Source organism: Blastococcus sp. OS1-29 (genome assembly GCF_057628075.1).
The window spans coordinates 426,174-450,586 of record NZ_JBXXJK010000004.1 but is presented as its reverse complement, the minus strand read 5'-3'; the positions used below and the strand labels follow the sequence as shown (position 1 = coordinate 450,586).

The 24,413-nt window shown below is 73.0% G+C and carries 28 protein-coding genes; 11 read left to right on the top strand and 17 right to left on the bottom strand.

Annotated features, from left to right (window positions below):
- Positions 1-158: 158 nt before the first annotated feature.
- The gene (pcrA, locus tag AC2H4J_RS13325; protein ID WP_487465349.1) at positions 159-2,453 is read right to left on the bottom strand and encodes a DNA helicase PcrA; all 2,295 of its coding nucleotides are present in this window, start codon (positions 2,451-2,453) and stop codon (positions 159-161) included.
- 300 nt (positions 2,454-2,753) lie between these two features.
- Between pcrA and AC2H4J_RS13320 the strand changes: the two genes are divergently transcribed.
- A complete protein-coding gene (locus tag AC2H4J_RS13320; protein WP_487465348.1) occupies positions 2,754-3,035 on the top strand; it encodes a chorismate mutase in 282 nt (93 codons plus the stop codon).
- 1 nt (position 3,036) lies between these two features.
- Here the strand turns inward: AC2H4J_RS13320 and AC2H4J_RS13315 are convergent, their stop codons facing one another.
- Positions 3,037-3,327: a hypothetical protein gene (locus AC2H4J_RS13315; protein ID WP_487465347.1), complete on the bottom strand. Its 291-nt coding sequence runs from the start codon at positions 3,325-3,327 to the stop codon at positions 3,037-3,039.
- A gap of 410 nt (positions 3,328-3,737) precedes the next feature.
- Here AC2H4J_RS13315 and AC2H4J_RS13310 point away from each other — a divergent pair, with 410 nt between their 5' ends.
- The 5 genes from AC2H4J_RS13310 to AC2H4J_RS13290 all read left to right on the top strand — a co-directional run bounded on the left by AC2H4J_RS13310 (position 3,738) and on the right by AC2H4J_RS13290 (position 6,671).
- Positions 3,738-4,298 (top strand): carboxymuconolactone decarboxylase family protein, encoded by a 561-nt coding sequence (locus tag AC2H4J_RS13310; protein ID WP_487465346.1) that lies wholly within the window; start codon positions 3,738-3,740, stop codon positions 4,296-4,298.
- Complete coding sequence (locus AC2H4J_RS13305; protein ID WP_487465345.1) at positions 4,295-5,209, top strand: RNA polymerase sigma-70 factor; 915 nt, start codon at positions 4,295-4,297, stop codon at positions 5,207-5,209. The genes AC2H4J_RS13310 and AC2H4J_RS13305 overlap by 4 nt, the downstream gene beginning before the upstream one ends.
- Positions 5,210-5,290: 81 nt before the next feature.
- Positions 5,291-6,019, top strand: a complete 729-nt coding sequence (locus AC2H4J_RS13300) for a PIG-L deacetylase family protein (RefSeq protein WP_487465395.1) — start codon at positions 5,291-5,293, stop codon at positions 6,017-6,019.
- Between the two features lie 13 nt (positions 6,020-6,032).
- Positions 6,033-6,338, top strand: a complete 306-nt coding sequence (locus AC2H4J_RS13295; protein WP_487465344.1) for a TfoX/Sxy family protein — start codon at positions 6,033-6,035, stop codon at positions 6,336-6,338.
- A 30-nt stretch (positions 6,339-6,368) separates the two neighbouring features.
- Positions 6,369-6,671: a hypothetical protein gene (locus tag AC2H4J_RS13290; protein WP_487465343.1), complete on the top strand. Its 303-nt coding sequence runs from the start codon at positions 6,369-6,371 to the stop codon at positions 6,669-6,671.
- On the opposite strand, the gene AC2H4J_RS13285 is transcribed toward AC2H4J_RS13290, so the two are convergent.
- Positions 6,637-7,293: a response regulator gene (locus AC2H4J_RS13285; RefSeq protein WP_487465342.1), complete on the bottom strand. Its 657-nt coding sequence runs from the start codon at positions 7,291-7,293 to the stop codon at positions 6,637-6,639. The genes AC2H4J_RS13290 and AC2H4J_RS13285 overlap by 35 nt on opposite strands.
- Positions 7,290-8,489, bottom strand: a complete 1,200-nt coding sequence (locus AC2H4J_RS13280) for an ATP-binding protein (protein WP_487465341.1) — start codon at positions 8,487-8,489, stop codon at positions 7,290-7,292. The genes AC2H4J_RS13285 and AC2H4J_RS13280 overlap by 4 nt, the downstream gene beginning before the upstream one ends.
- A 124-nt stretch (positions 8,490-8,613) precedes the next feature.
- Between AC2H4J_RS13280 and AC2H4J_RS13275 the strand changes: the two genes are divergently transcribed.
- Together AC2H4J_RS13275 and AC2H4J_RS13270 are read left to right on the top strand one after the other, a co-directional pair.
- The gene (locus AC2H4J_RS13275) at positions 8,614-9,573 is read left to right on the top strand and encodes a PspC domain-containing protein (protein WP_487465340.1); all 960 of its coding nucleotides are present in this window, start codon (positions 8,614-8,616) and stop codon (positions 9,571-9,573) included.
- Positions 9,566-9,862, top strand: a complete 297-nt coding sequence (locus AC2H4J_RS13270; protein ID WP_487465339.1) for a hypothetical protein — start codon at positions 9,566-9,568, stop codon at positions 9,860-9,862. Before AC2H4J_RS13275 ends, AC2H4J_RS13270 begins: the two co-directional genes overlap by 8 nt.
- Before the next feature lie 64 nt (positions 9,863-9,926).
- On the opposite strand, the gene guaA is transcribed toward AC2H4J_RS13270, so the two are convergent.
- The 3 genes from guaA to guaB are packed head-to-tail and all read right to left on the bottom strand — an operon-like array spanning position 9,927 to position 14,154.
- Positions 9,927-11,489, bottom strand: coding sequence for a glutamine-hydrolyzing GMP synthase (gene guaA, locus AC2H4J_RS13265; protein WP_487465338.1), 1,563 nt, complete (start codon positions 11,487-11,489; stop codon positions 9,927-9,929).
- Positions 11,489-12,625, bottom strand: a complete 1,137-nt coding sequence (locus tag AC2H4J_RS13260; protein WP_487465337.1) for a GuaB3 family IMP dehydrogenase-related protein — start codon at positions 12,623-12,625, stop codon at positions 11,489-11,491. The genes guaA and AC2H4J_RS13260 overlap by 1 nt, the downstream gene beginning before the upstream one ends.
- Before the next feature lie 2 nt (positions 12,626-12,627).
- Complete coding sequence (gene guaB / locus AC2H4J_RS13255; RefSeq protein WP_487465336.1) at positions 12,628-14,154, bottom strand: IMP dehydrogenase; 1,527 nt, start codon at positions 14,152-14,154, stop codon at positions 12,628-12,630.
- Between the two features lie 125 nt (positions 14,155-14,279).
- Here guaB and AC2H4J_RS13250 point away from each other — a divergent pair, with 125 nt between their 5' ends.
- Positions 14,280-14,684, top strand: a complete 405-nt coding sequence (locus AC2H4J_RS13250) for a DUF5319 family protein (protein ID WP_487465335.1) — start codon at positions 14,280-14,282, stop codon at positions 14,682-14,684.
- Here AC2H4J_RS13250 and AC2H4J_RS13245 read toward each other — a convergent pair whose 3' ends face one another.
- Positions 14,685-15,263 carry a class I SAM-dependent methyltransferase gene (locus AC2H4J_RS13245; protein WP_487465334.1) on the bottom strand — a complete coding sequence of 193 codons (579 nt, stop codon included), beginning with the start codon at positions 15,261-15,263 and terminating at the stop codon, positions 14,685-14,687.
- A gap of 163 nt (positions 15,264-15,426) precedes the next feature.
- Positions 15,427-16,140, bottom strand: coding sequence for a response regulator transcription factor (locus AC2H4J_RS13240; RefSeq protein WP_487465333.1), 714 nt, complete (start codon positions 16,138-16,140; stop codon positions 15,427-15,429).
- Between the two features lie 354 nt (positions 16,141-16,494).
- Between AC2H4J_RS13240 and AC2H4J_RS13235 the strand changes: the two genes are divergently transcribed.
- Positions 16,495-16,794: a WhiB family transcriptional regulator gene (locus tag AC2H4J_RS13235; RefSeq protein ID WP_487465332.1), complete on the top strand. Its 300-nt coding sequence runs from the start codon at positions 16,495-16,497 to the stop codon at positions 16,792-16,794.
- 165 nt (positions 16,795-16,959) lie between these two features.
- On the opposite strand, the gene groL is transcribed toward AC2H4J_RS13235, so the two are convergent.
- Both groL and groES read right to left on the bottom strand, forming a co-directional pair.
- A complete protein-coding gene (groL, locus tag AC2H4J_RS13230; RefSeq protein ID WP_487465331.1) occupies positions 16,960-18,609 on the bottom strand; it encodes a chaperonin GroEL in 1,650 nt (549 codons plus the stop codon).
- 104 nt (positions 18,610-18,713) lie between these two features.
- Positions 18,714-19,022, bottom strand: a complete 309-nt coding sequence (gene groES, locus AC2H4J_RS13225) for a co-chaperone GroES (RefSeq protein WP_014377938.1) — start codon at positions 19,020-19,022, stop codon at positions 18,714-18,716.
- Positions 19,023-19,228: 206 nt separating this feature from the next.
- Here groES and AC2H4J_RS13220 point away from each other — a divergent pair, with 206 nt between their 5' ends.
- Positions 19,229-20,440, top strand: coding sequence for a class I SAM-dependent methyltransferase (locus AC2H4J_RS13220; RefSeq protein WP_487465330.1), 1,212 nt, complete (start codon positions 19,229-19,231; stop codon positions 20,438-20,440).
- A 72-nt stretch (positions 20,441-20,512) separates the two neighbouring features.
- Here the strand turns inward: AC2H4J_RS13220 and tsaD are convergent, their stop codons facing one another.
- The 6 genes from tsaD to AC2H4J_RS13190 form a co-directional block, all read right to left on the bottom strand.
- The gene (gene tsaD / locus AC2H4J_RS13215) at positions 20,513-21,550 is read right to left on the bottom strand and encodes a tRNA (adenosine(37)-N6)-threonylcarbamoyltransferase complex transferase subunit TsaD (protein ID WP_487465329.1); all 1,038 of its coding nucleotides are present in this window, start codon (positions 21,548-21,550) and stop codon (positions 20,513-20,515) included.
- Positions 21,543-22,052, bottom strand: a complete 510-nt coding sequence (rimI, locus tag AC2H4J_RS13210; protein WP_487465328.1) for a ribosomal protein S18-alanine N-acetyltransferase — start codon at positions 22,050-22,052, stop codon at positions 21,543-21,545. The genes tsaD and rimI overlap by 8 nt, the downstream gene beginning before the upstream one ends.
- 73 nt (positions 22,053-22,125) lie before the next feature.
- Positions 22,126-22,767, bottom strand: coding sequence for a tRNA (adenosine(37)-N6)-threonylcarbamoyltransferase complex dimerization subunit type 1 TsaB (tsaB, locus tag AC2H4J_RS13205; protein WP_487465327.1), 642 nt, complete (start codon positions 22,765-22,767; stop codon positions 22,126-22,128).
- A gap of 11 nt (positions 22,768-22,778) precedes the next feature.
- Entirely contained in the window at positions 22,779-23,312 is a 534-nt protein-coding gene (locus AC2H4J_RS13200; RefSeq protein WP_487465326.1) for a GNAT family N-acetyltransferase, read from the bottom strand.
- Complete coding sequence (tsaE, locus tag AC2H4J_RS13195) at positions 23,309-23,755, bottom strand: tRNA (adenosine(37)-N6)-threonylcarbamoyltransferase complex ATPase subunit type 1 TsaE (RefSeq protein WP_487465325.1); 447 nt, start codon at positions 23,753-23,755, stop codon at positions 23,309-23,311. Before tsaE ends, AC2H4J_RS13200 begins: the two co-directional genes overlap by 4 nt.
- A complete protein-coding gene (locus AC2H4J_RS13190; RefSeq protein ID WP_487465324.1) occupies positions 23,752-24,393 on the bottom strand; it encodes a uracil-DNA glycosylase in 642 nt (213 codons plus the stop codon). The genes tsaE and AC2H4J_RS13190 overlap by 4 nt, the downstream gene beginning before the upstream one ends.
- Positions 24,394-24,413: the final 20 nt, after the last annotated feature.

Sequence of the window (24,413 nt, the reverse complement as noted above, 5' to 3'; positions counted from 1 at the left end):
GGCTCCGCCCAATCGACCCCGGCCACGAGCCGCGCGCCTGCTGCGTTGAGCCCACCCTGCTCGCTCGTCGGGGACGCTCCGCGCCCCGCTCCTCGCGACACCTCGCGGGGCGCCCACGTAGCCCTCGTCGGGGAACCCTCCGGGTTCCCCGCCTCGGGCTACAGCTTCACGAGGGGGGCGTAGCGCAGGACCAGGCGCTTGGTGCCGCCGGAGCCGAAGTCGACCGTGGCCTGCGCCTTGTCGCCCGCGCCGGTCACCTCGACGACCGTTCCGAGCCCGAATGCGTCGTGACTCACCCGGTCGCCGACGTCGACCGAGATGACCGCGCGGTTCCCGGCGCCGCCACGCAGGCCGCCGGTCGACAGCCCGGTCGCCGCGACGCGGGCCTGCGCCGACCCGAAGCCGCTGGACGCCGGCGCGGGCTCGAGGCGTGACCAGTGCACGGTGTCGGCGGGCAGCTCGTCGAGGAACCGCGACGGCGGGTTGTACGAGGGCTGGCCCCAGCTGGTGCGCACCTGGGCGCGGGAGAGGAACAGCCGCTGCTGCGCCCGGGTGATGCCGACGTAGGCCAGCCGGCGCTCTTCCTCGAGCTCCCGGGGGTCGCCGAGAGCCCGCAGGTGCGGGAACACCCCGTCCTCCAGCGCGGTCAGGAAGACGACCGGGAACTCCAGGCCCTTGGCGGTGTGCAGCGTCATCATCGTGACCACGCCGGCGTCGTCTCCGCTGACCGGGATCTGGTCGGCGTCGGCGACCAGGGAGACCTGCTCGAGGAAGTCGGTGACCGTGCCGTTCGGGTTCGCCGCCTCGAACTCCGCGGCCACCGAGATGAGCTCGTTGAGGTTGTCGACGCGACCCTCGTCCTGCGGGTCGGTGCTGGCCTGCAACTCGGTGAGGTAGCCGGTGCGGTCGAGGATGCTCTCCAGCAGTGCGGCCGGGCCGGAGCCGGTCGCGACCAGCTGCTCGAACTCCTCCAGCAGGGCGACGAACTCCTGGATCGCCTTGAGCGAGCGCGTGGCGAGCTCCCCGACCTCCGAGCAGCGGCGCAGGGCGGAGGCGAACGGGATCCGTTCGCGGTCGGCGAAGTTCTCGATGCAGGCCTCGGCACGCTCGCCGATGCCGCGCTTGGGGGTGTTGATGACCCGGCGCAGGCTCACGATGTCGGTCGGGTTGGCGACGACCTTGAGGTAGGCCAGCGCGTCGCGGACCTCCTTGCGCTCGTAGAACCGCACCCCGCCGACGACCTTGTAGGGCATGCCGACACGGATGAACACCTCTTCGAAGACCCGGGAGGCGTTGTTCGTGCGGTAGAAGACCGCGATGTCCTTGGGCTGGACGGTGCCCTCGTCGACCAGCGCGTCGATCTGCTCGGCGACCCAGGCGGCCTCGTCGTGCTCGTTGTCGGCGACGTAGCCCTCGATCAGCTCCCCGTCGCCGGCATCGGTCCAGAGGTTCTTCGGACGGCGGCCGGTGTTCTTGGCGATGACGGTGTTCGCCGCGCGCAGGATCCGCTGGGTGGACCGGTAGTTCTGCTCGAGCACGATCGTCGTGGCGTGCGGGTAGTCACGCTCGAACTCGTCGATGTTGCGGATGGTGGCGCCGCGGAAGGCGTAGATCGACTGGTCGGCATCGCCGACGACGCAGAGCTCCGCCTGCGGCACGGGACCGTTCTCCGGGCCGACCAGCTCGCGGACCAGCATGTACTGGGCGTGGTTGGTGTCCTGGTACTCGTCGACCAGCACGTGCCGGAACCGGCGCCGGTAGTGCTCGGCGACGTCGGGGAACGCCTGCAGCAGGTGCACCGTGTTCATGATCAGGTCGTCGAAGTCCATGGCGTGCGCCTGGCGCAGCCGCTGCTGGTAGAGCTTGTAGGCCTCCGCCAGCACCTTCTCCGGCGCCGTCTGGGGGACGTAGCCCTCCTCGTCGATCAACTCGTTCTTCAGGTTCGAGATCTGGGCGGCGAGGCTGCGTCCGGGGTATCGCTTGGCGTCGAGGTCGAGGTCACGGGCCACCATCGTCATCAGCCGGACCGAGTCACCCTGGTCGTAGATGGTGAACGACGACTTCAGACCCAACTTGGCGGCCTCGGCCCGCAGGATGCGCACGCACATGGAGTGGAATGTCGAGACCCACATGGCGCGGGCGCGGGGCCCGACCAGGTGCGCCACCCGCTCCTTCATCTCGCCCGCGGCCTTGTTGGTGAAGGTGATCGCGAGGATCTCACCGGGCTGGGCGTGCCGGGCGCCGAGGAGGTAGGCGATCCGGTGCGTGAGCACGCGGGTCTTGCCCGAGCCCGCCCCGGCCACGATGAGCAGCGGCCCGCCCTCGTGGATCACGGCCTGCCGCTGCGGCCCGTTGAGGCCGGCGAGCATGCGGTCGAGCTCCCGGCCCACCGACCCGGGGGCCGAGCGAGGGAGGGCGGCGGTGCCGGGAAGGGCCTGCTGGACGCTGCTCATGTCCCTGCCACTGTAAGCCGGACGGGTGACGCGACCGCAGGGCCGCGGAACGTCCGCCACACCCGTCCCGGCGGGCGCCCGCGGGCCCCGTGCCGACCGGGTGATGGGTGCCGCCGTCCACGCGTGTGGCAGACTCCTCCCGTGCTCGCCACGGTCAGCTTTTTCTACGGTCACCGGGATCCGGTGTCCGTCACCGCCGGCTGAGCACTCCGCCGCAACAGACGCCCCGGGCCCGAAGAGCCCCGGGGCGTTCTTCGTCTTCAGGGGTCGACGGGCCACCAGCACCCCGAAGGACATCCGATGAACACCGCCACCGCCTCCCCCGTCGTCGTCGACGATCCGTCGGCACGGATCGGTGAGCTGCGCAGCTCGATCGACGCCTGCGACACCGCGATCATCGAGCTCGTGCAGCGCCGCCTGGCGATCTCCCGCGAGATCGGCGCGCTCCGCGCGGCCAGTGGCGGCACCCGCCTCTCGCTCTCCCGGGAGCAGCGGATCCTCGATCGGTTCCGTTCCGCGCTCGGGCCGGACGGCGCCGCGCTGGGCATGCTGCTGCTCCGCCAGGGCCGCGGCCGGCTCTGAGCTAGGGCGTCCCCCGCCACACCAGCTGTCGCTCGTCGTCCATCGCCGCGACCTCCTCGACCGCCAGGTCGGAGGTGGTCCTGGCGAGCAGTCCGCCCGCGAGCTCGCGGCCGTGGGCGAGCGCCGCGTCCAGGTCGACGGCGTCGCACTCGATCGAGCCCCGCAGCACGCTGGGATCGGCGTCGTCCTGCCACAGGCGGAGAGCTTCGTCCTGACCCCTCAGCGTCTCGATCACCGGACCGGCGAATCCGGACGGGGTCCGGAGAACGAAGACGAGGGTGAAGGTGTCCATCTGCGGAGTCTGCGGGACGTATCCGCAGCTGCGCGGCTCGACTCTTCCCCACGTCAGCACACGCCCCAGGAGACGGAAAGGTCCCATGCCCGAGCCGATCCCGCTCCCGCCGTTCCTGCGGCGGCTCCCGGCCGAGATCGTCGCGCGGATCAGGGCCACCGCCGCACGCCCCTCGGGCCGCGATCGCTGACGGCACGTCCGGCTCGTCCACCCCGCCCTGACCCGCGGGTGACCAGGTCGACGCCGGGGACCGGCATTCCGCCAGTCGAGAGGACGGCCAGCGGGATGCTCCGGTCAGGGGGCCGGTCGGGTCGCCAGGGGGAGGACCCGACCGGCTTCCCCTCCCGCATGTCACGTTCCGCGCGGCCGCGTCGTCTCCATGGGTGACACCCCGACGGAGAGGAACTGCCATGACCCCCCGCATCTCGATGCAGCCGCCCCGCACCCTCGTCTACCGGCTGGCCGAGTGGTACTCCCGCCGTAGCTGGGGGGTCGTCGCCGACCCGCTCGCTGCCATGGGGCACAACCCGCGCGTCCTCATGACCGATGCCCGTTTCGAGACCTCGCTCAAGCGGTGGAACAGGCTCGACCCCACGCTGAAGGCACTCGCCGAGCTGACCTCGGCCGTGGCCATCGGCTGCTCATGGTGCGTCGACTTCGGCTACTGGAACAGCGCCAACGAGGGTGTGGACCAGCGCAAGCTGCGCGACGTGCCCCGCTGGCGGGACAGCGACGTCTACACCGACCTCGAGCGCCAGGTGATGGCGTACGCGGAAGCGATGACCACCACGCCGCCGTCCGTCACCGACGAGATGGTCGCGGGCCTGCGGCGCGAACTGGACGACGCGGAACTGGTCGAGCTGACCATGATGGTCGCCGTGGAGAACGTCCGGTCACGGTTCAACAGCGCGCTCGGCCTGACCAGCCAGGGCTTCAAGGACCGCTGCGAGCTCCCGGCGGCGGCATCGTGACCGCTGGTCCCGCGAGCACGGGGCTCGGCGCGTTCGACCGGCACCGGCGGCTGCTGTTCTCCGTGGCGTACCAGATGCTCGGCAGCGTGGCCGACGCCGAGGACGTCGTCCAGGACACCTGGCTGCGCTGGTCGGCGGCCGACCGGAGCGACGTGCTCGACGAGCGCGCCTACCTCGTGCGGATCGCCAGCCGGCTGGCCCTGGACCGCTTGGACTCCGCCCGGGCGCGACGGGAGAGCTACGTGGGGCCGTGGCTGCCCGAGCCGCTGCTGACCGGTAGCTCGCCGGTCGCGGCGGCCCCGCAGGAGGCGCAGCCGGAGGACGCCGCGGAGCTCGGGGAGCAGGTGTCCCTGGCCCTGCTGGTGGTGCTGGAGACGCTGTCCCCCGCCGAGCGCGCGGTGTTCGTGCTGCGGGAGGTGTTCGGCATGTCCGTCGCGGAGGTCGCGGGCGCGCTGGACCGCAGCGACGCCGCCGTCCGGCAGATGGCCCACCGGGCCCGGGAGCACGTGCACGCCAGGCAGCCGCGCTTCGACACCGACCCCCGCGAGCAGCGCCAGGTCACCGAGCGCTTCCTCGCGGCCGCGGTGAGCGGGGACGTCGAGAGCCTGCTCGCCGCCCTGGCGCCGGGCGTCGTCCTCATCGCCGACGGCGGGGGCAAGGTCACGGCCGCCCGCCGGCCGATCGTCGGTGCGGACAAGGTGGCCCGATTCCTGGCCGCCGTCGGACCGCAGGGCGCGGATCTGCCCGGCCTGCGCGTGGAGGTCGCGGGGATCAACGGCGCACCGGCGGTCGTCGCGTGGACCGACGCGGGACCGTTCATGGCGCTGCAGCTGGTCCTGGTCGACGGGCTGGTCGAGCAGGTGCTGTACGTGGCCAATCCCGACAAGCTGGCCGGACTGATCGTTCCGTGACGGCCCTCCTGCAGGGGCCCGCCGCGAGCCTGCGAGCGGTGGGGGGCAGGAGGGTCCTTTGTCTACGCTTCGTCGGTGACCATGCCCCCACCGCAGCAGCCCGCGGACCACGTCGAGCGCACCCTCTGCGTCGTCGCCCACCCCGATGACCTCGACTTCGGCAGCGCCGGCACGATCGCCCGCTGGACCGCCGCCGGCACCGAGGTCACCTACTGCATCGTCACCGACGGCGACGCGGGTGGTTTCGACGACACCCCGCGCGAGCAGATGGGTCCACTGCGCCAGGCCGAGCAGCGCGCGGCGGCTGCCGCCGTCGGCGTGAGCGACGTCCGCTTCCTCGGCTACCCCGACGGCCGGCTCGAGCTCAGCCTCGACCTGCGGCGCGACATCAGCCGGGTGATCCGTCAGGTCCGGCCCCAGCGGGTGCTGACCACCTCACCGGAGCGCTTCTGGGACCGGATCGGCGCCAGCCACCCCGACCACATGACCGTGGGCGAGTCCACGCTGCGGGCGGTCTACCCGGACGCCCGCAACCCGTTCGCCTTTCCCGAACTCCTCGCCGAGGAGGGCCTGGACGCGTGGACGGTGTCGGAGGTCTGGGTGAGCGCCAGCCCACGGGCGGACCACGCCGTCGACGTGACCGACGTCGTGCCCCAGAAGTTCAAGGCGCTGCGGTCCCACGTCAGCCAGGTCAGCCACAACCCCGACCTCGAGACGTTCGTGACGGGCTGGATGGCGACGACGGCGCAACGGTTCGGCCTGCCGGAGGGACGGCTCGCGGAGGCCTTCCACGTCGTCCACACCGCCTGAGAGGCTCTCCGCCATGGCCGACGACCGGTGGGACCAGCTCGTCGCCGACGCCTCGGGCGGCGACGTGACCGCCGGGAAGATGTTCGGCTCGGCCGGCCTGCGGACCGGCACCAAGTTCTTCGCGATCTGGTGGCACGAGCACCTGGTCGTGAAGCTGCCCCCGGCCCGGCTGACCGAGCTGGTCGAGGCCGGACAGGGGCAGCCGTTCGAGCCAATGGAGGGCCGCCGGATGAACGGCTGGATCGTCCTCGACGAGGCGGTCGAGTGGCCGCCGGTCGTGGATGAGGCCCGCGCCCACGTCGCGGCCCAGAACGCCTGAGGATCGATCCCTCCGACAGGAGCGTGTGCCATGGACGTCGACGCCATCGCCGGCCTGCTGCACGAGGCGGCGGAGACCCACCACCGCGTCTACCGGATCACCGACGGCGAGGACGCGGACTGGGCGTCCTGGTACGCGGACTGGCTGATCCGGCTCTCGGAGCTGCCGCAGCACCTCGGACGCGTCCCCGTGCGCAGCGAGCTGGTCTACCTGCTCGTCCTGCTGGACAAGGAGGTGACCGAGCAGCAACTCGACCAGGCGTGGGAGACCTACTACGCCCAGCGGCTGGCCGAGCACTTCACAGCAGACGGTTCGTCGCCGCCCAGCGGGTGAGCTCGTTGCGGTTGGACAGTTGCAGCTTGCGCAGCACGTTCGAGGCGTGCGACTCCACCGTCTTCACCGAGATGAACAGCCGCGACCCGATCTCGCGGTAGGTGTAGCCACGGGCCAGCAGCTGCATCACCTCGCGCTCGCGCGCACTCAGCAGGTCCAGACCCGGGTCGGTCGCCTCCTCCTCCGCGGGCGCGGTCGGTGCCCCGGCGGCGAACGCGTCGAGCACGAAACCGGCCAGCCGAGGGCTGAAGACGACGTCGCCGTCGGCCACCCGGCGGACGGCGTCCAGCAGGTCGGGTCCGGAGATGGTCTTGGTGACGTAGCCCTTCGCCCCGGCGCGGATGACGGCGATGACGTCCTCGGCGGCGTCGGAGACCGACAACGCCAGCCACCGCACCTCGGGCAGCTCGGCGCGCAGGGTCTCCAGCACGGCACGTCCTCCGCCGCCGGGCAGGTGGACGTCCAGGAGGACGACGTCCGGCAGCGTCGCCCGGATGCCCTCGACGGCGGCCGGGACGTCGGGTGCCTCGCCGACGAACGTGACGTCGTCCCCGAGCTCGGCGCGCACCCCGGCGCGGACCATCGCGTGGTCGTCGACGACGAAGACCCTCGGCCCGCTCATGCGGCGCTCCTGGGCAGTACGAGCTCCACCTCGGTCCCCTCCCCCGGCGCCGACCGGACCTCCGCGGTGCCGCCGAGCCGCGTCAGCCGGCCGCTCACCGAGTCGCGCAGCCCCCGGCGGTCGTCGGGCACCGTTCCGGGATCGAACCCCTTGCCGCGGTCGCGCACGAAGACGGCGACCCGCTCGGGGGTGACCTCGGTGTAGAGGTCGGCCGCCGTGGCCCCGGAGTGCTTCGCGGCGTTGACCAGGGCCTCGCGGGTGGCCGCGCCGAGGGCGGCGAGCTCCTCGTCGATGGGGGCGTCGCCGACGACGACCGGGTCGACGATCAGCGCGTGGTCGGCCTCGACGTCGGCCACCATCCCGGCGACCAGCCCGGCCCACGTGCCGCCCTCGCGGACGACCTTCGGGTCGTACAGCCACGCGCGCAGCTCCCGCTCCTGGCCGCGGGCGAGCCGGCTGACCGCCTGCTGGTCGTCGGCATGCCGCTGGATGAGGGCGAGGGTCTGGAGCACCGAGTCGTGCAGGTGCGCGGCCACCGCGGCGCGCTCCTCGCTGCGGATCCGGGCCGCGCGCTCGTCGCCGCGGGAGTCCAGCAGCCGGCGCCAGATCGGCGCCGTCACGAGCACGACGCCGATGAGGATCACCAGGGTCGCGGCGAACCCGTTGCGCGCGTTGGCCAGCTGACCGGTCGTGGCCAGGAGCAGGACCACGCCCCCGGCCGCCAGGACCACGCCGCCGGCGAGCGCCCACCGAACGCCCGGGACGGCGAGGGTGCGGTCGGTATCGAGCTGCCGCCAGACGACGGCCAGGCCGGCGGCGACCAGGATGAGCGGCAGCAGCAGCGCGCCGCCGGTCTGCACGATCTGGCCGATCGCCGCCGATGCGGCGATCCCGAGGACCACCAGGACGGCCAGCTGCCGGCGGCCGGTTCCGGCGCCCAGTTGCACCGTTCCCGGCACCGGCTCCTCGCCCGGCGCGGCGACCGGCATGGTCAGCCAGAGCAGGCCGTAGACGACGATCCCGATCCCGGTCGTCGCGAGGACGGCGAAGGCCACGCGCACGATCAGCGGGTCCATCCGCAGGTGCGACGCGGTGCCGGTCGCGACCCCGGCCAGCAGCCGCCCCGACCGCGGGCGCACGAGCGGCGGCCGCGCAGCCGTGACGCCGGGGGATGCGCCGGTCGCAGTGGTGGTCACGATGACGATGGTCGCACCGCGCCCACCACGGCCGACACCGGTGATCACCCCCCTTGAGGAACCAGGGTCGGATGGGGGCCTTCCCTGATGGCTTCCGGGACGGCGGATCGGCAGGCTTCTGGCCATGACATCCGCACCGCCCCCCGCGGCCCCACCACCCAGCCCCCCGCCGCTGGACCCACCGGCCTGGCAGCCTCCGCCCCCGCCGCCGCCCGGTCCGCCCGCCCGTCCGCAGCTGCGCCGCAGCCGCAGCGACAAGATCCTCGGCGGCGTCAGCGGCGGCCTGGCCGAATACACCGGCATCGACGCCCTGCTGTGGCGCGTGGGCTTCGTCGCCCTGGCACTGGCCGGCGGCGCCGGCGTGCTCGTCTACCTGCTGCTGTGGCTGCTGATGCCGGCCGGCCCGAGCTACTACGGCGCGCCGGCCGAACCGCGCGTGAAGGCGCCGCCCGGTCCGCGCTCGCCGGTTCCGGGCATGACCGTCGCGGCGCTGCTGATCGTCGTCGGCGGGCTCGCCCTGATCAACCGCTTCTCCGGCTTCGACCTGGGACCCCGCGGCTTCCTCGGCACCGCCCTGCTGGTCGTCGGCCTCGGACTGATCGCCGCCGCGTTCACCGGCGGACGACGGGCCCGCGGCGGCCTGATCGCGCTGGGCATCGTCCTGTCGCTCGCCCTGGCGGTGGCCTCGACGATGCCGTGGAACGACGTCCACGGCTTCCGTGGCGGCATCGGCGACCGCACCTTCATGCCCGCGACCGCGACCCAGGTGCAGGACGTCTACCGCAACGGCGCCGGCGACATGACCGTCGACCTGACCCGCGTCGACGTCAGCAACCTGAGCGGGCCGATCAGCACCCGCATCGAGCACGGACTCGGTGACCTGCACATCCTGGTGCCGTCGGACTCCGACGTCCGGCTCAGCATCGACAGCGGTATCGGCAACGTCGACGTGTTCGGCCAGGGATCCGCCGACAGCGGCTTCTTCCCCGGCACGGGCACCGGCTCGTGGGTCGACGACGGCCGCGCCGAGTTCGACATCGTCGTCCACAGCGGCGCAGGAGACGTGGAGGTGTCCCGTGGCTGACTACAGCGAGTTCCCGACCACCCCGACCGGCTGGCAGGAACGGCAGGCAGCGGAGTGGGAGGCGGTCACACCGCTGTCCACCGAGGACGCTCCCCCGCCGCGGCGGGGCGTCGACCTCGCCGCGCTGATCCCCGGAGTGTTCTTCGTCGTCCTGGCGATCGTGCTGATGACCGGCGTCGACCTGCCGTTCGGTCTCTGGCGCGGCGGCGGCTTCGTCTGGGTCCTCCTCGTCGGAGCCGGCATCGTGCTGCTGGTCTCCGAACTCCGCAAGGCCCGCCACCGGCGGTAGGCACCACACGCCGGGGGTGGAAGGACGAAGGGCCCGGGGAGCAACCGCTCCCCGGGCCCTTCGACTACTCCCACTCGATGGTGCCGGGCGGCTTGCTCGTGACGTCGAGCGTCACGCGGTTGACCTCGGGCACCTCGTTGGTGATCCGCGTGGAGATCTTCGCCAGCAGGTCGTAGGGCAACCGGGTCCAGTCGGCGGTCATCGCGTCCTCGCTGGAGACCGGGCGCAGCACGATCGGGTGCCCGTAGGTTCGCCCGTCGCCCTGCACACCGACCGAGCGGACGTCGGCCAGCAGCACCACCGGGCACTGCCAGATCTCACGGTCCAGCTTGGCCGCGGTGAGCTCGGCCCGGACGATCGCGTCCGCCTTGCGCAGGACGTCGAGCCGCTCCTGGGTCACCTCGCCGACGATCCGGATGCCGAGCCCGGGGCCGGGGAACGGCTGGCGCCAGACCATCGCCTCGGGGAGGCCCACCTGGACGCCGACCTCGCGGACCTCGTCCTTGAACAGTGTCCGCAACGGCTCGACGAGGGTGAACTGCAGGTCCTCGGGCAGCCCGCCGACGTTGTGGTGGCTCTTGATGTTCGCCGTCCCGGTGCCGCCACCGGACTCGACGACGTCCGGGTAGAGCGTGCCCTGCACGAGGAAGTCGACGGTGTCGCCGTGCGCCTTCGCGTCGCCGACGACGTCGAGGGCGGCCTGCTCGAACACCCGGATGAACTCGCGGCCGATGATCTTCCGCTTCTCCTCGGGGTCGGCGACCCCGGCCAGCGCGGTGAGGAACTGCTCGCGGGCGCCGACCACCCGCAGGTCGACGCCGGTGACGGCGACGAAGTCCCGCTCGATCTGCTCGGTCTCCCCCTCGCGCATCAGACCGTGGTCGACGTAGACGCAGGTGAGCCGGTCACCGATCGCCCGCTGCACCAGCGCCGCCGCGACCGCGCTGTCGACCCCGCCGGACAGCGCGCACAGCGCCCGGCCCTCGCCGATCTGCTCGCGGATCCGCTCCACCTGCTCCTCGACGACGTTGGCCATCGTCCAGGTGGGCTCGAGGCCGGCGATGTCGAAGAGGAAGTGCTCGAGGACGGTCTGGCCGTGCGCCGTGTGCCGCACCTCGGGGTGGAACTGCACGCCGGCGAGCTTGCGGTCGACGTCCTCGAACGCCGCCACCGGCGCCCCGGTCGAGGTCGCGGTCACGGTGAAGCCGGGCGGTGCCTCGGCGACGGCGTCCCCGTGGCTCATCCAGACCGACTGCTCCACCGGCAGCGTCCCGAACAGCCGGCCGCCGGTGGTGACGGTCAGCGGGGTGCCGCCGTACTCCCGGTCGCCGGTGTGCGCGACGGTGCCGCCGAGGCTCTGCGCCATCGCCTGGAACCCGTAGCAGATGCCGAACGCGGGGACACCCGCCTCGAACAGCGCGGCGTCGACCTGCGGGGCGCCCGGCGCGTAGACGCTCGACGGGCCGCCCGACAGCACGATCGCGGCGGGCTTGCGCGCGACGATCTCCGCGGCCGGGACGTCGCTGGGCACGATCTCGGAGTAGACGCCGGCCTCGCGGATCCGGCGCGCGATCAGCTGCGCGTACTGGGCGCCGAAGTCGACGACGAGAACGGTCGGGAAGTCCATCAGTCCGCCTGACCACCGATGACGAGATCCACCCGCTGGAACTCCTTGAGGTCGCGGTAGCCCGTCTTGGCCATCGTGCGGGCCAGGGCGCCGAACAGGTTGGTGCGCCCGTCGGCGGTCTCGGCCGGCCCGAGCAGCACCTGCTCCAGCGTGCCGACCGGCGCCACCGGGGCCGACGTCCCGCCCCGCGGCAGCCGCGGGTGGGCGGCCACCGAGTCCCACCACACGCCGCCACCGGGTGCCTCGGCCGCGATCCGCAGCGGCTCCCCCAGTTGGACGGCATCGGCACCACAGGCCAGGGCCCGGGCGATCGCGCCGCTGGTCTCGATCCGGCCGTTGGCGATCACGTGCACGTACCGGCCGCCGGTCTCGTCGAGGTAGTCGCGGCGGGCCGCTGCGGCGTCGGCGATGGCGCTGGCCAGCGGCACCCGGATGCCCATCACCGCGTCGCCGGTGGAGAAGCTGTCGGCGCCCACGCCGACGATGACGCCGGCCGCGCCGGTGCGCATCAGATGCAGGGCGGTCTGGTAGTTCGCCGCCCCGCCCACGATCACCGGGACGTCGAGGTCGGCGATGAACTCCTTGAGGTTGAGCGCATCGCCCTGCGTGGTCACGTGCTCGGCCGAGACGATCGTGCCCTGGATGACCAGCAGGTCGACGCCCGCGGACAGGATCGTCGGGGCGAGCTGGAGGGTGTGCTGCGGCGACACCCGGACGGCGGTGGTGACGCCGGCGTCGCGCATCTCCTTGATCCGGGCCGCGACGAGGTCGGGCTTCACCGGCTCGCAGTAGACCTGCTGCACGACGGACACCGGGGGCGCACCGGCGGCCGCGGCGTCGCGCACCTTCCGGTAGGCGGGCAGCGGGTCCTCGTAGCGCGCCCAGAGTCCCTCGGCGTTGAGGACCCCGAGACCGCCCGCCTGACCGACGGCGATCGCGGTGGCCGGGCTGACGACGGCGTCCGACGGGCTGGTGACCAGCGGGATGTCGAACCGGAACGCGTCGATCTGCCAGTGCGTCGAGACGTCGTCGACGTCGCGGGTCCGCCGGGAGGGGACGATCGAGACCTCGTCGAGGTCGTACCCGCGTCGGGCGAACCGGTTGAGCCCGATCTCCACGGTGTCGCGTGCGCTCATGGTCAGCGACCCCGGTAGTTGGGAGCTTCGACGGTCATCTGGATATCGTGCGGGTGGCTCTCGACCAGCCCGGCCGACGTGATGCGGGTCAGCTGGCCGCGCTCCTTCAGCTCGGCGATGGTCGCGGCGCCCGCGTAACCCATCGACGCCCGCAGGCCGCCGACCAGCTGGTGCGCGACGCCCGACAGCAGGCCGCGGTAGGGCACCTGGCCCTCGATGCCCTCGGGCACGAGCTTGTCGTCGGAGAGCACGTCGTCGGCGAAGTAGCGGTCGCGGCTGAACGACTGGTTGCCGCGCTTCTGCATGGCGCCGAGGGAACCCATGCCCCGGTAGGTCTTGTACTGCTTGCCGTTGACGAAGACCAGCTCGCCCGGGGCCTCCTCGACCCCGGCGAACAGCCCGCCGATCATCACGGTGTCCGCACCGGCGACCAGTGCCTTCGCGATGTCACCCGAGTACTGCAGTCCACCGTCGGCGATGACCGGTACACCGGCCGGCCCGGCGGCCTGCCACGCCTCGTAGATCGCGCTCACCTGCGGGACGCCGACGCCCGCGACGACGCGAGTGGTGCAGATGGAGCCCGGACCCACGCCGACCTTGACCGCGTCCGCGCCGGCGTCGATGAGGGCCTGGGCACCGGCTCGGGTCGCGATGTTGCCGCCGACGACCTCGACCCCGGCGTCCCCACCGAAGTCCTGCTTCACCCGGGACACCATCTCGAGCACCGCCCGCTGGTGACCGTGCGCGGTGTCGACGACGAGGACGTCGACACCGGCCTCGACGAGCAGCCCCGCGCGCTTGTAGGCGTCCTCGCCCACACCCATGGCCGCGCCGACGACCAGCCGGCCGTCGCCGTCCTTGGTGGCGTGCGGGTACTGGTCGCGCTTGACGAAGTCCTTGACCGTGATCAGGCCGCGCAGCCGCCCGCCGTCGTCGACCAGCGGCAGCTTCTCGATCTTGTGCTGCTTCAGCAGCTCCAGCGCGGTGTCGGGGTCCACACCCACCGGCGCGGTCACCAGCGGCATCGGCGTCATCACGTCGCGGACGAGCCGGTTCTGGTCGGTCTCGAAGCGCATGTCGCGGTTGGTGACGATGCCGACGAGGACGCCGTCACCGTCGACCACGGGGGCACCGGAGATGCGGTAGCGGCCGGACAACGCGTCGACCTCGGCGAGGGTGTTGTCGGGCGAGCAGGTGATCGGGTTGGTGACCATGCCGGCCTCGGACCGCTTCACCAGGTCGACCTGACCGGCCTGCTCCTCGGCCGCGAGGTTGCGGTGCAGGATGCCGACGCCGCCCACGCGTGCCATGGCGATGGCCATCCGCGCCTCGGTCACCGTGTCCATCGCGCTGGACAGCAGGGGCACCGCCAGGCGGATCCGCCGCGTCAGGCGGGTGCTGGTGTCGACCTCGGCGGGGACGATGTCGGACGCACCCGGGATCAGCAGGACGTCGTCGTAGGTGAGCCCGAGCGGGGCGAACTTCGCCGGCAGCTCGGGCACGGAGTCGGGCTGCATGGCGGTGGCCACCCTTCGGAGGATCGGGTCGGACTCCGGTCGGCGTCCCTCGCCGGACGCCGGAAGACCACCTCGATCGTAGGCGGCGGGCGTGACAGCGCCGGTGTGATCCCTGTCGTGCTACTACCGTGGAGGCCGTGACCCCGTTCGACGACGCCTCCGGACCCGACTTCGGTCCGGCCGATCCCGATGGCCCGCCCCCGCTCACGATGGAGGAACGGGCCGGCGTCCTCGACGACCTCGCCGAGCTCGAGGTGTTCCGCACCCTGCTGGAGCCGACGGGCATCAAGGGCATCGTGGTCGACTGCCCCGACTGCGACGAGGAGCACCACGTCGACTGGGCCCTGATGCAGGCCAACCTCCAGCAGCTGCTCGAGGAGGGCCAGACGGGGCGGCACGAGCCGCCGTTCGACCCGGACCCGGACGACTACGTCAGCTGGGACTACGCGAGCGGGTACGCCGACGGCGTGGCTGCGCACGCCGAGCACGACGAGCCCAGCGGCCGGCACGGCAGCGGCGGCCGCCACGCCCGGGACGACTGATCACCGGCTGACCGCGGCCACCTGCCACACCCGGCCGCTGTGCCGCCCGCTCAGCTCCAGCCCGTGCTGGGCGAGGACGGCGAGCATGGTCTCGGGCGAGTGGGCGAAGGTGCGGAAATCGCGGCCGAGGATGCCGAAGATCAGGTTCTGCGTGGCCACGACCGCCCGCGAGACGGCGTTGCGTGGCGGGTGGCTGAACACCAGCTGGGTGCGGGCGTGGTCCGCGGCCGCGCCGAGGAGCTTCGCGGCGTCGGGGTAGCAGCACACCACCCGGTGCAGGACGACGACGTCGGCCGGCTCGACCGCGCCCGGGTCCGTCGCGATGTCGACGAGCCGGCGATGCACGCGGCCGCCGAAGCCGCACTCCTCGATCAGCGCCGCCGCCTCGGCCTCGTAGGCGGGCGAGAGCTCGAGGTTGGTCGCCGAGGCCGCACCGCGCCGCAGCAGCTCGAGCTGGATCTCCCCGACCCCGCCGCCGATCTCGAGCACCGTCGCGCCCTGCACGCCGCGCTGGGCGATCAGGTCGACGATGGCCCGCTCGGTGGCCGCCAGCCCCCTCTTGCGGTACCGGGCGGCCATACGCCTCGCGAACCGCGACCCGAACATCCGGTCGCAGCCTCGGGGGTCGCAGCAACCGCTCATCGGGCCACCATCCCACCCTGCAACTTCATGATCAACACACACCGAGGGCCCCCTCCCGATTCGGGAGAGGGCCCTCGTGTGTCGATCTCGAGACGATCGACTAGCTCATGATGCCGCGGCGGAAACCCGTCGCGACGGCCTCGGCGCGGTCCTTGGCGCCGAGCTTGCGGAACAGCCGCCGGGCGTGGGTCTTGATGGTGTCCTCGGACAGGTAGAGCTCGCGCCCGATCTGCGCGTTGCTCTTGCCCTGGCTCATCCCGGTCAGCACCTGCATCTCGCGCATCGACAGGGCGGCGACCGGCGCGGCCTCGCGCACGGTCGAGCGCACCGTGGTCGGCGCGGAGCCGGCCAGCGGGGCGGCGCCGCTCCACGCGGGAGCGGGCGCGACCTGCTGCGGGATGCGACCGCCCTCGGCACGCAGGCCGAGACGGGACAGGCCGAGGCCCATCTCGATCGGACTGGCGTCCCAGCGCAGGTAGCCGCGCGCCCCGAACGCCACGGCAGCGCGCACGCTCTCCGCGTCGTCCGGTGCACCGAGCACGAGCACGGGCAGACCCGGGTGGGCGCGCAGCGCCTGGGTCGCAGCGCTCAGGCCTGTGTCGACCGCGCGCTGGGTGCCGACAATGAGGACGTCGGGCATGCGGGTGGCGAGCCGGGACATCAGGCTGGCGGCGTCGGCCACCACCTCGACCCGGCCGACGAAGGGCAGGGCGACCAGGCGGGAGGCGACGTCGTCCCGGACGCGCCGGCGCTCGTCGTACACCCAGACGTTGGTGGCGCCCTGGCCGGGGCCACGCATCCTGTCGTCGATCAAGGCCTGCTCCTCGCTGTCCCCGGGGCGCCAGCCGCCGGGCCCGGTCGACCGGGGAACACCCGGCCGACGGTGCAGTGGTGGGGGCTCCCGGAGCCGGGAAACCCCCACCCACTGCACCGGTCGCGCGCGGATCCGGGTTTCTCCCCCTCCCGGTTCCGCTACGACCTGTTCCGAGCTTGATCGACACGATCGGGCTACAACACCCGCCCTCACCCCCGGGGGTGAGGAGCGTGATTTCGCAACTCGAACCAAAAAGTTGCGATCACGACGTGTTTGGGCATGTGAGGGCGAGGGCACCGGGGGCTTCAGCAGCCGGACAGCCCCCTCCGGCTCGCGCCGAGCCTTGGAGGAGAGATGGCCGACATTCGCAGGCTTCCGACACCTGTTGCCGAGGTCTGGGACTGGCAGCTCCACGGAGCCTGCCGTGGCGAGAACACGTCCCTCTTCTTTCATCCCGACGGCGAGCGAGGTCCGGCGCGCGCCCGGCGACAGAACGCCGCCAAGGCCGTGTGCGCCCGGTGCCCGGTTCTCGACGCCTGCCTCAAGCACGCACTGTCGGTCCGCGAGCCCTACGGGGTCTGGGGCGGCATGAGCGAGGAGGAGCGCGCCCGGCTGATCGCGGCCGAGCCCGAGCGGGTCGCCGCCGGGGTGTAACTCCCGCACAGACGCCGAGAGGGCGGGTTCCGGATGATCCGGAACCCGCCCTCGTCGTTCGTCCCCGCTGGGAGGTCCTACCCCACCGTTCTGGGTCCTCCCCCGCCGTCGACCAGGGGGGAGGACCCGGAATGATCAGGGACCCTGATCATTCCGGACGGCGGCTCAGTGCGAGTGGCCGTGCCCCCCGCCGTGCGAGTGGCCGTGGGTGTGCTGCCCGGCGCCGTGCGAGTGCTCTTCCTCCTCGGGCTTCTCGACCACGGCCGAGTCGGTGGTGAGCACCATCGCCGCGATCGAGGCGGCGTTGCCGAGCGCGGCCTTGGTGACCTTGACCGGGTCGATGACGCCCTGCTTGGCCAGGTCGCCGAACTCGCCGCTGGCGGCGTTGAAGCCCTGGCCGACGCCGAGGTCGCGCACCTTGCTGACGACGACGCGGCCCTCGAAGCCGGCGTTCTCCGCGATCCGCGCGAGCGGGGCGTCGAGCGCCGAGCGGACGGCGCGGGCACCGGTCAGCTCGTCACCGGACAGGTCGAGCGCGTCGATGGCCGAGACGGCGTGCACCAGCGCGGAACCGCCGCCGGGGATCACGCCCTCCTCGACCGCCGCACGGGTGGCCGCGATGGCGTCCTCGATGCGGTGCTTGCGCTCCTTGAGCTCGACCTCGGTGGCCGCGCCGACCCGGATGACGCCGATGCCGCCGGCGAGCTTCGCCAGCCGCTCCTGCAGCTTCTCGCGGTCCCAGTCGGAGTCGGTCGCCTCGATCTCGCGCTTGATCTGGGTGATCCGGTCACCGATCGTGTCCTTGGTGCCGCCGCCGTCCACGATCGTGGTGTCGTCCTTGGTGACGGTGACCCGACGGGCGGTGCCGAGCACCTCGAGGCCGACCTGGTCGAGCTTGAGACCGACGTCCTCGCTGACGACCTGACCGCCGGTGACGACGGCGAGGTCGGCCATGAACGCCTTGCGCCGGTCGCCGAAGAAGGGCGACTTCACCGCGGCGACCTTGATCGTCTTGCGGATGGAGTTGACGACGAGGGTGGACAGCGCCTCGCCCTCGACGTCCTCGGCGACGATCAGCAGCGGGCGGCCGCCGGTCGAGAGCACCTTCTCCAGCAGCGGGAGCAGGTCGGCGAGCGCGCCGACCTTGCCGCTGACCAGCAGGACGAGGGCGTCGTCGAGGACCGCCTCCATCGACTCGGAGTCGGTGACGAAGTACGGCGACAGATAGCCCTTGTCGAACTGGACGCCCTCGGTGACGTCGAGCTCGGTGGACATCGTGTTGCTCTCCTCGACGGTGATGACCCCGTCCTTGCCGACCCGTTCGAACGCCTCGCCGATGAGCTCGCCGACCTCGGCGTCCTGCGCGGAGATGGTGGCGACGCCGGCGATCGCGGTGCGCTCCGTGACCGGGATGGCGGCCTTGTCGAGCGCGGCGTGGACGGCGTCGACGGCGGCACGCATGCCGCGGCCCAGCGCCATCGGGTTGGCGCCGGCGGCGACGTTGCGCATGCCCTCGTGCACCAGCGCCTGCGCCAGCACGGTGGCGGTGGTGGTGCCGTCACCGGCGACGTCGTTGGTCTTGGTGGCGACGCTCTTGGCCAGCTGCGCGCCGAGGTTCTCGTACGGGTCGTCGAGGTCGATCTCCCGGGCGATGGTGACGCCGTCATTGGTGATCGTGGGGGCGCCGAACTTCTTGTCGATGACGACGTTGCGGCCGCGCGGGCCGAGCGTCACCTTGACCGCGTCGGCGAGCTTGTCGACGCCGCGCTCGAGGGAACGCCGGGCGTCCTCGTTGAACTTGATGATCTTGGGCATGTGGGACCTCTCGATCAGTGGTGCGGGGAAAGACGACCGCCCCGGGACCCGAGTTCGGGTCGCCCGGGGCGGTCGGAGAGTGCGGTGGTGCTAGCGAGGAGAGGTCACTTCTCCACGACGGCGAGCAGGTCGCGGGCGGAGAGCACGAGGTACTCCTCGCCGGCGTACTTGACCTCGGTGCCGCCGTACTTCGAGTAGATGACCACGTCGCCGACGTTCACGTCGAGCGGAACGCGGTTGCCGTTGTCGTCGATGCGGCCGGGGCCGACGGCGACAACGGTGCCCTCCTGGGGCTTCTCCTTGGCGGTGTCCGGAATGACCAGACCGGAGGCGGTGGTGGTCTCGGCCTCGTTGGCCTGGACCACGACCCGGTCCTCCAGCGGCTTGATGCTGACCTTGGTAGCGGTCGTCACGTCGGTGACGCCCCCTTCGGTGTAGGACGGCAGGGTGCTATGACTTTGTGGTGCGGTAGTGCTGATGCTGTGGCACGGGATCCGGGCACCCGCCGTCGCGGGGGTCGGGCGCCAGCCCGTGTCAATTGGCACTCTACCCATGAGAGTGCCAGCCGCTCAACCGGGTCCCCCACACGACCTACGCGGGAGTGCAGCAGGCTGGGCGCGTGCCCGCCACCGCCGACCTCGCCCAGCTGCGCTGGCTGGGGAGCTCCGAGGGTACGGAGGCGACTCGGCTGGCCGGCCGACTCCAGGCCGACGGCGTCGACCTCCTGCCCGGGCTGGGCCGCCTGCGCGCCGCAGTCGGGCCCGAGCACGCGGGGCCGGCGTGGGAGCTCGCCCGGCTGCGCGCCCGCGCCCGGCCGGTCTTCGGCGCGGACGCCGACGTCCTCCTCCTCACCGCCGAGACCCTCGAGCAGGCCGGCCGTCCCGAGCTCGCCGCCCGACGGGCCACCCGCCTCCTCGGCGGGCGGACGACTTCCGTGGCCGACCTCGGCTGCGCCGCCGGCACCGACACGGTCGCGCTGGCGCGGGCGGGCGCCTCGGTGGTGGCCGTCGACCGCGACCCCGTCGCCCGCGAGCTGACCGCCGCCAATGCCCGGGCCCTCGGCCTGGCCGACCGCGTCCGGGTCGTCGACGCGGACGTCGTCGACCTGGTGGCGACCGGGAACCTGCTCGGCTGCGCGGCCGCGACCCTGGATCCGGCGCGCCGGGCCGACGGACGGCGGCAGCTCGACCCCGACCGCTGGTCACCGCCCTGGTCGACCGTGACCGCGCTCCTCGAGGCCCTGCCGGCGAGCGTGGTCAAGGTGGCCCCCGGGCTCGACCACGACCGCGTACCCGGCGGTGTCGAGGCCGAGTGGGTGTCGGTCGGGGGCTCGATCGTCGAGGCGCTCCTCTGGGGCAGTGCCCGGTCGACCACGTGGCGTCGGGCGACGCTTGTCGGCGGCGGTCAGGTGCACGAGGTCACCGCCGAGGAGGACCCCGGGCCCGCACCGGTGGCCGCCGTCCGCGGCTGGCTGCACGAGCCCGACCCGGCCCTGATCCGGTCGGGCCTGTTGTCCCTCGTGGCGGCCGACCTCGGCGCGACGCTGATCGACCCGACCATCGCCTACCTGACCTCCGACGGCCCGGCCGACTCCCCGTGGGTCAGCTCCTACCGCGTGACCGAGGTCCTGCCGTTCAACCTCAAGAAGCTCAAGGCGCTGCTGCGGACGCGCGGGATCGGCCGGGTCGTGGTGAAGAAGCGGGGGTCGCCGATCGAACCGGAGGCCCTCGCGAGGCAGCTGAGGGGTCCCGGGAGTGACTCCGCGGTCGTCGTGGTCACCCGGGTGACCGGAGCGCCGACCGTGCTGCTCTGCGCGCCGCTCAGCGGCTGAAGAAGGACCCCGTCCCCCTCACCCCTCGCAAGCTCGGGGTGAGCCTCCGGACGGGGCCGCCCGATTCGTCGCTCAGCGGCTGACTGTCTCGATCGGCAGCGAGCTGTCGGCACCCAGATCGGGATCCGACGGCGCGACGCCGGCGGCCACCAGCCGGGAGCCCAGCGCGGCCACCATCGCGCCGTTGTCGGTGCACAGCTTCGGGCTCGGCACCCGCAGCACGATGCCCGCCTTCTCGCAGCGCTCCTCGGCCAGGGCGCGCAGCCGCGAGTTGGCCGCGACGCCCCCGCCGAGCACCAGGTGGTCCACCCCGTGGTCGCGGCAGGCGCGCACGGCCTTCGCCGTCAGCACGTCGGCCACCGCCTCCTGGAACGACGCGGCCACGTCGGCGACCGGCACCGGCTCGCCCGAGCGTTCCCGTGCCTCCACCCAGCGGGCGACGGCGGTCTTCAGCCCGGAGAACGAGAAGTCGTAGGGGGCGTCACGCGGGCCGGTCAGCCCGCGGGGGAACGCGATCGCGGCGGCATCGCCCTCGCGCGCCGCCCGGTCGATCGGCGGGCCACCCGGGAACGGCATGCCGAGCACGCGGGCCACCTTGTCGAACGCCTCACCCGCGGCGTCGTCCATGGTGCGGCCGAGCGACTCGACGTCGCGGGAGAGGTCGGGCACCAGGAGCAGCGAGCTGTGCCCGCCGGACACCAGCAGCGCGATCGACGGCTCGGCCAGCGGGCCGTGCTGCAGCTCGTCGACGGCCACGTGGGCGGCGAGGTGGTTGACGCCGTAGAGCGGCTTGCCGAGCGCCAACGCGTACGCCTTGGCCGCCGCGACGCCGACCAGCAGCGCGCCGGTCAGTCCGGGTCCGGAGGTGACCGCCACCGCGTCGACGTCGTCCGCACTCACCCCGGCGTCGGCGAGCGCGCGGTGCACCGTCGGGACCATCGCCTCCAGGTGGGCGCGCGAGGCGATCTCCGGGACGACCCCGCCGAACCGCTCGTGCTCGGCCATCGACGTCGCCAGGGCGTCGGCGAGCAGCGTGTGACCGCGGACCAGGCCGACGCCGGTCTCGTCGCAGGAGGTCTCGAAGCCGAGAACCAGGGGCTGGTCAGGCACGGCGACCTCCCAGGGCGCGGACGCGCTTGCGGCGCATGACGACGGCGTCGGCGCCGCTGGGCTGGTAGTACCCGCGGCGCCGCCCGATCTCGGTGAAGCCGCGGCGCTCGTAGAGCCGCTGCGCGGCCTCGTTGCCGGCGCGCACCTCGAGCAGCACGACCGGGCTCCGTTTGTCCGCCTCGGCGAGCAGGGCGTCGAGCAGCAGCGACCCGACCCCTTCACCCTGCAGCGCCTTGGTCACGCCCAGGGTGGCCACGTGCGCCTCGTCGTCGTAGGCGATCAGTCCGCCGTAGCCGACCATCACCGGCTCGCCGGCCACGTCCTCCTCGTCGTCGGCACCCTCCAGGTGGAACTCGGCCACCACGTAGAAGCGGGTGTCCGGGCGGGACAGCTCGTCGCGGTACATCGCCTCCGTCCACGTGTCGGGCGCGAAGAGCTCCTCCTCGAGCACCATGACGGCGGGCAGGTCGTCGGTCGTCATCGGTCGCAGCCGCACGGTCATGCGGCCGCCTCGCTGGCGCTCGTCGGCCGCATGCCCGACGGTGCTCTGCTCGTTGATGAGCTCGCAAGCTCGCTCATCCCTGGGTCACGGCCTTGAGAGTCGTCGGCGGGGTGGCGTCGGGACGGCGCAGGTACAGCGGGGTCAGCGGACCGGCGGACGACGGGTCGGCGAGCTGTGGACCCGCGGCGCGGAGCAGCCCCGCGGTCGTCACCTCGGCCGCGACGACGGGTCGGCCCAGCCGATCGGCGGCGAACACGGGGTCACCCACCACCGGCTCGGGCAGCGACACCTCGGCGGGCTTGTCGACGGACGGCCCGGCGACGCGGCTGCCGTCGGCTGCATAGGTGGCCCAGTAGATCTCCCTGCGCCGCGCGTCGGTCACGACCGTGCGGGCGCCGGTACCGATCGCGTCCAGCGAGCAGACGCCGACCACCGGCAGTCCGCGGGCGTCGGCGAGGGCAGCGGCGGTCACGACGCCGACGCGCAGGCCGGTGAAGGGGCCCGGGCCCAGGCCCGTGACCACGGCGTCGAGGTCGGCCATCGTCAGGCCCGCGTCGGCCAGGACCCCGGTGATCGCGGGCGTGAGGAGCTCCGCGTGCTTGGTCCCCGAGGGCACGGCCCGCTCGGCGAGCACCTCGACCTCGGCGGCCGACGACCAGCGAGCCAGCCCGGCGACGAGCGTCGGGGTGGCGGTGTCGAGGGCGAGGACGAGCACGACGGAGAAGCCTAGGCGGGCGGGGTCGGGCAGCCGTCGACGGGCAGTTCGTAGACGATCTCGAGGCCGTCCTCGTCGTCCACCTGCTCGCCGACCTCGACGAGACCGTGGGCGAGCACCAGGTCGCGCGAGGCGCCGTTGCCGGGCGAGATCGTGGCGCGGAACGTGCGGACGCCGGCGTGGGCTTCCGCCCGCGCGAGGAGGCCCCGCAGCGCCGCCCGCGCGTAGCCCTGCCGCCGGTGCTGCGGGTCGATCGAGTAGCCGACCTCGACCATGCCGTCGGCGTCGGGCGGCCCGTGGAAGCCGGCCCGCCCCACGGCGAGGCTGCGCTCGGGGTCCCACACGATGCCCGTGATCCAGGCGGCGCTCGCCGGGTCCTCCACGACCTGCTCGGCGCGGATCTGCCACACCCGCCGGCACTCCGGCCCGGCCAGGTAGGGCGAGAGCGGCACCGGCGACGTCCGCTCGGCTGCTGCCTGGTCGCCGTCGGCCAGCCCGCGCAGCGCGGCGGCGTCCAACTGCACGATCTCCACGCGGGGCGTCATGCCAGCCTCTCCTCCCAGCCGGGCCCGTGGGGCACGAGGACGGCGGTGCGGACGTCGTCGTCCCGCCGGTCCAGGCGCACCTCCAGGTGCTCGTCGGCCAGCCGCTCCACCAGTCCCTGCCCCCACTCGACCACGGTCACCGAGTCGTCGGTCGAGGCGTCGAGGTCCAGGTCGTCGACGTCGGCCACGCTGCCCAGCCGATAGGCGTCGACGTGCACCAGCGGCACCCGGCCGTCGCGGTGCACCCGGGCGATCACGAACGTGGGCGACGTGACCTGCTCCCGCACACCGAGCCCGGCTCCGATCCCCTGGGTCAGCGCGGTCTTGCCGGCACCCAGCGGGCCGACCAGGACGACCAGATCCCCGGCGCGGAGCAGACCGGCGAGGTCGCGGCCCAAGGCATGGGTGTCCGCGGGGGCCGGCAGGACGTGCTCGCGGTTCACCGGTGCGTCCGCACGGCGTCGGCGACCTGCCGGAGGTCGGCCGCGAGCGCTGCCCGGGGTGCGCCGTTCGGGCCGAAGCGGATGGCCGCCGAGGGGTGGTAGGTCACGTAGAGGTCCCGTCCGTTCCAGGGGTGCGCACCGAGCTCCCGGGCGCGTGCCAGCACCGTTCGCGGCCCGAGGAACCACTTGGCCGCCGAGAGCCCCAGCGCCACGATCGCCGGCGGGTCGAGCAGCTCGACCTGCCGGTCCAACCAGCCGCTGCAGCGGGCGACCTCGACTGCCTTCGGCGTCCGGTTGCCCGGTGGCCGGCACTTCACCACGTTGAGGACGGCGCACTGCGCCCGGTCGAGGCCCGCCTCCCCGAGCAACTGGTCGAGCAGTGCCCCGGACTTCCCCACGAACGGCCGGCCGATCTCGTCCTCGGTGGCGCCCGGCGCCTCGCCGACGAACGCGACCAGCGGCCGCGCGGTGACCGGTACGTCGCCGACGACCACGTGCTGCCGGCTCGCGGCCAGCTCGGGGCACGCGACGCAGGAGCGCGCGGTGGCGGCCAGCGTGCCCCAGTCGGGCGCGGCGGCGGCGGTACGGGCGACCTCGTCGGCGGCGGCATCCGGCCGGGGCGGACGAAGGGCTGCCACGCCGGGAACCCTAACGGGGT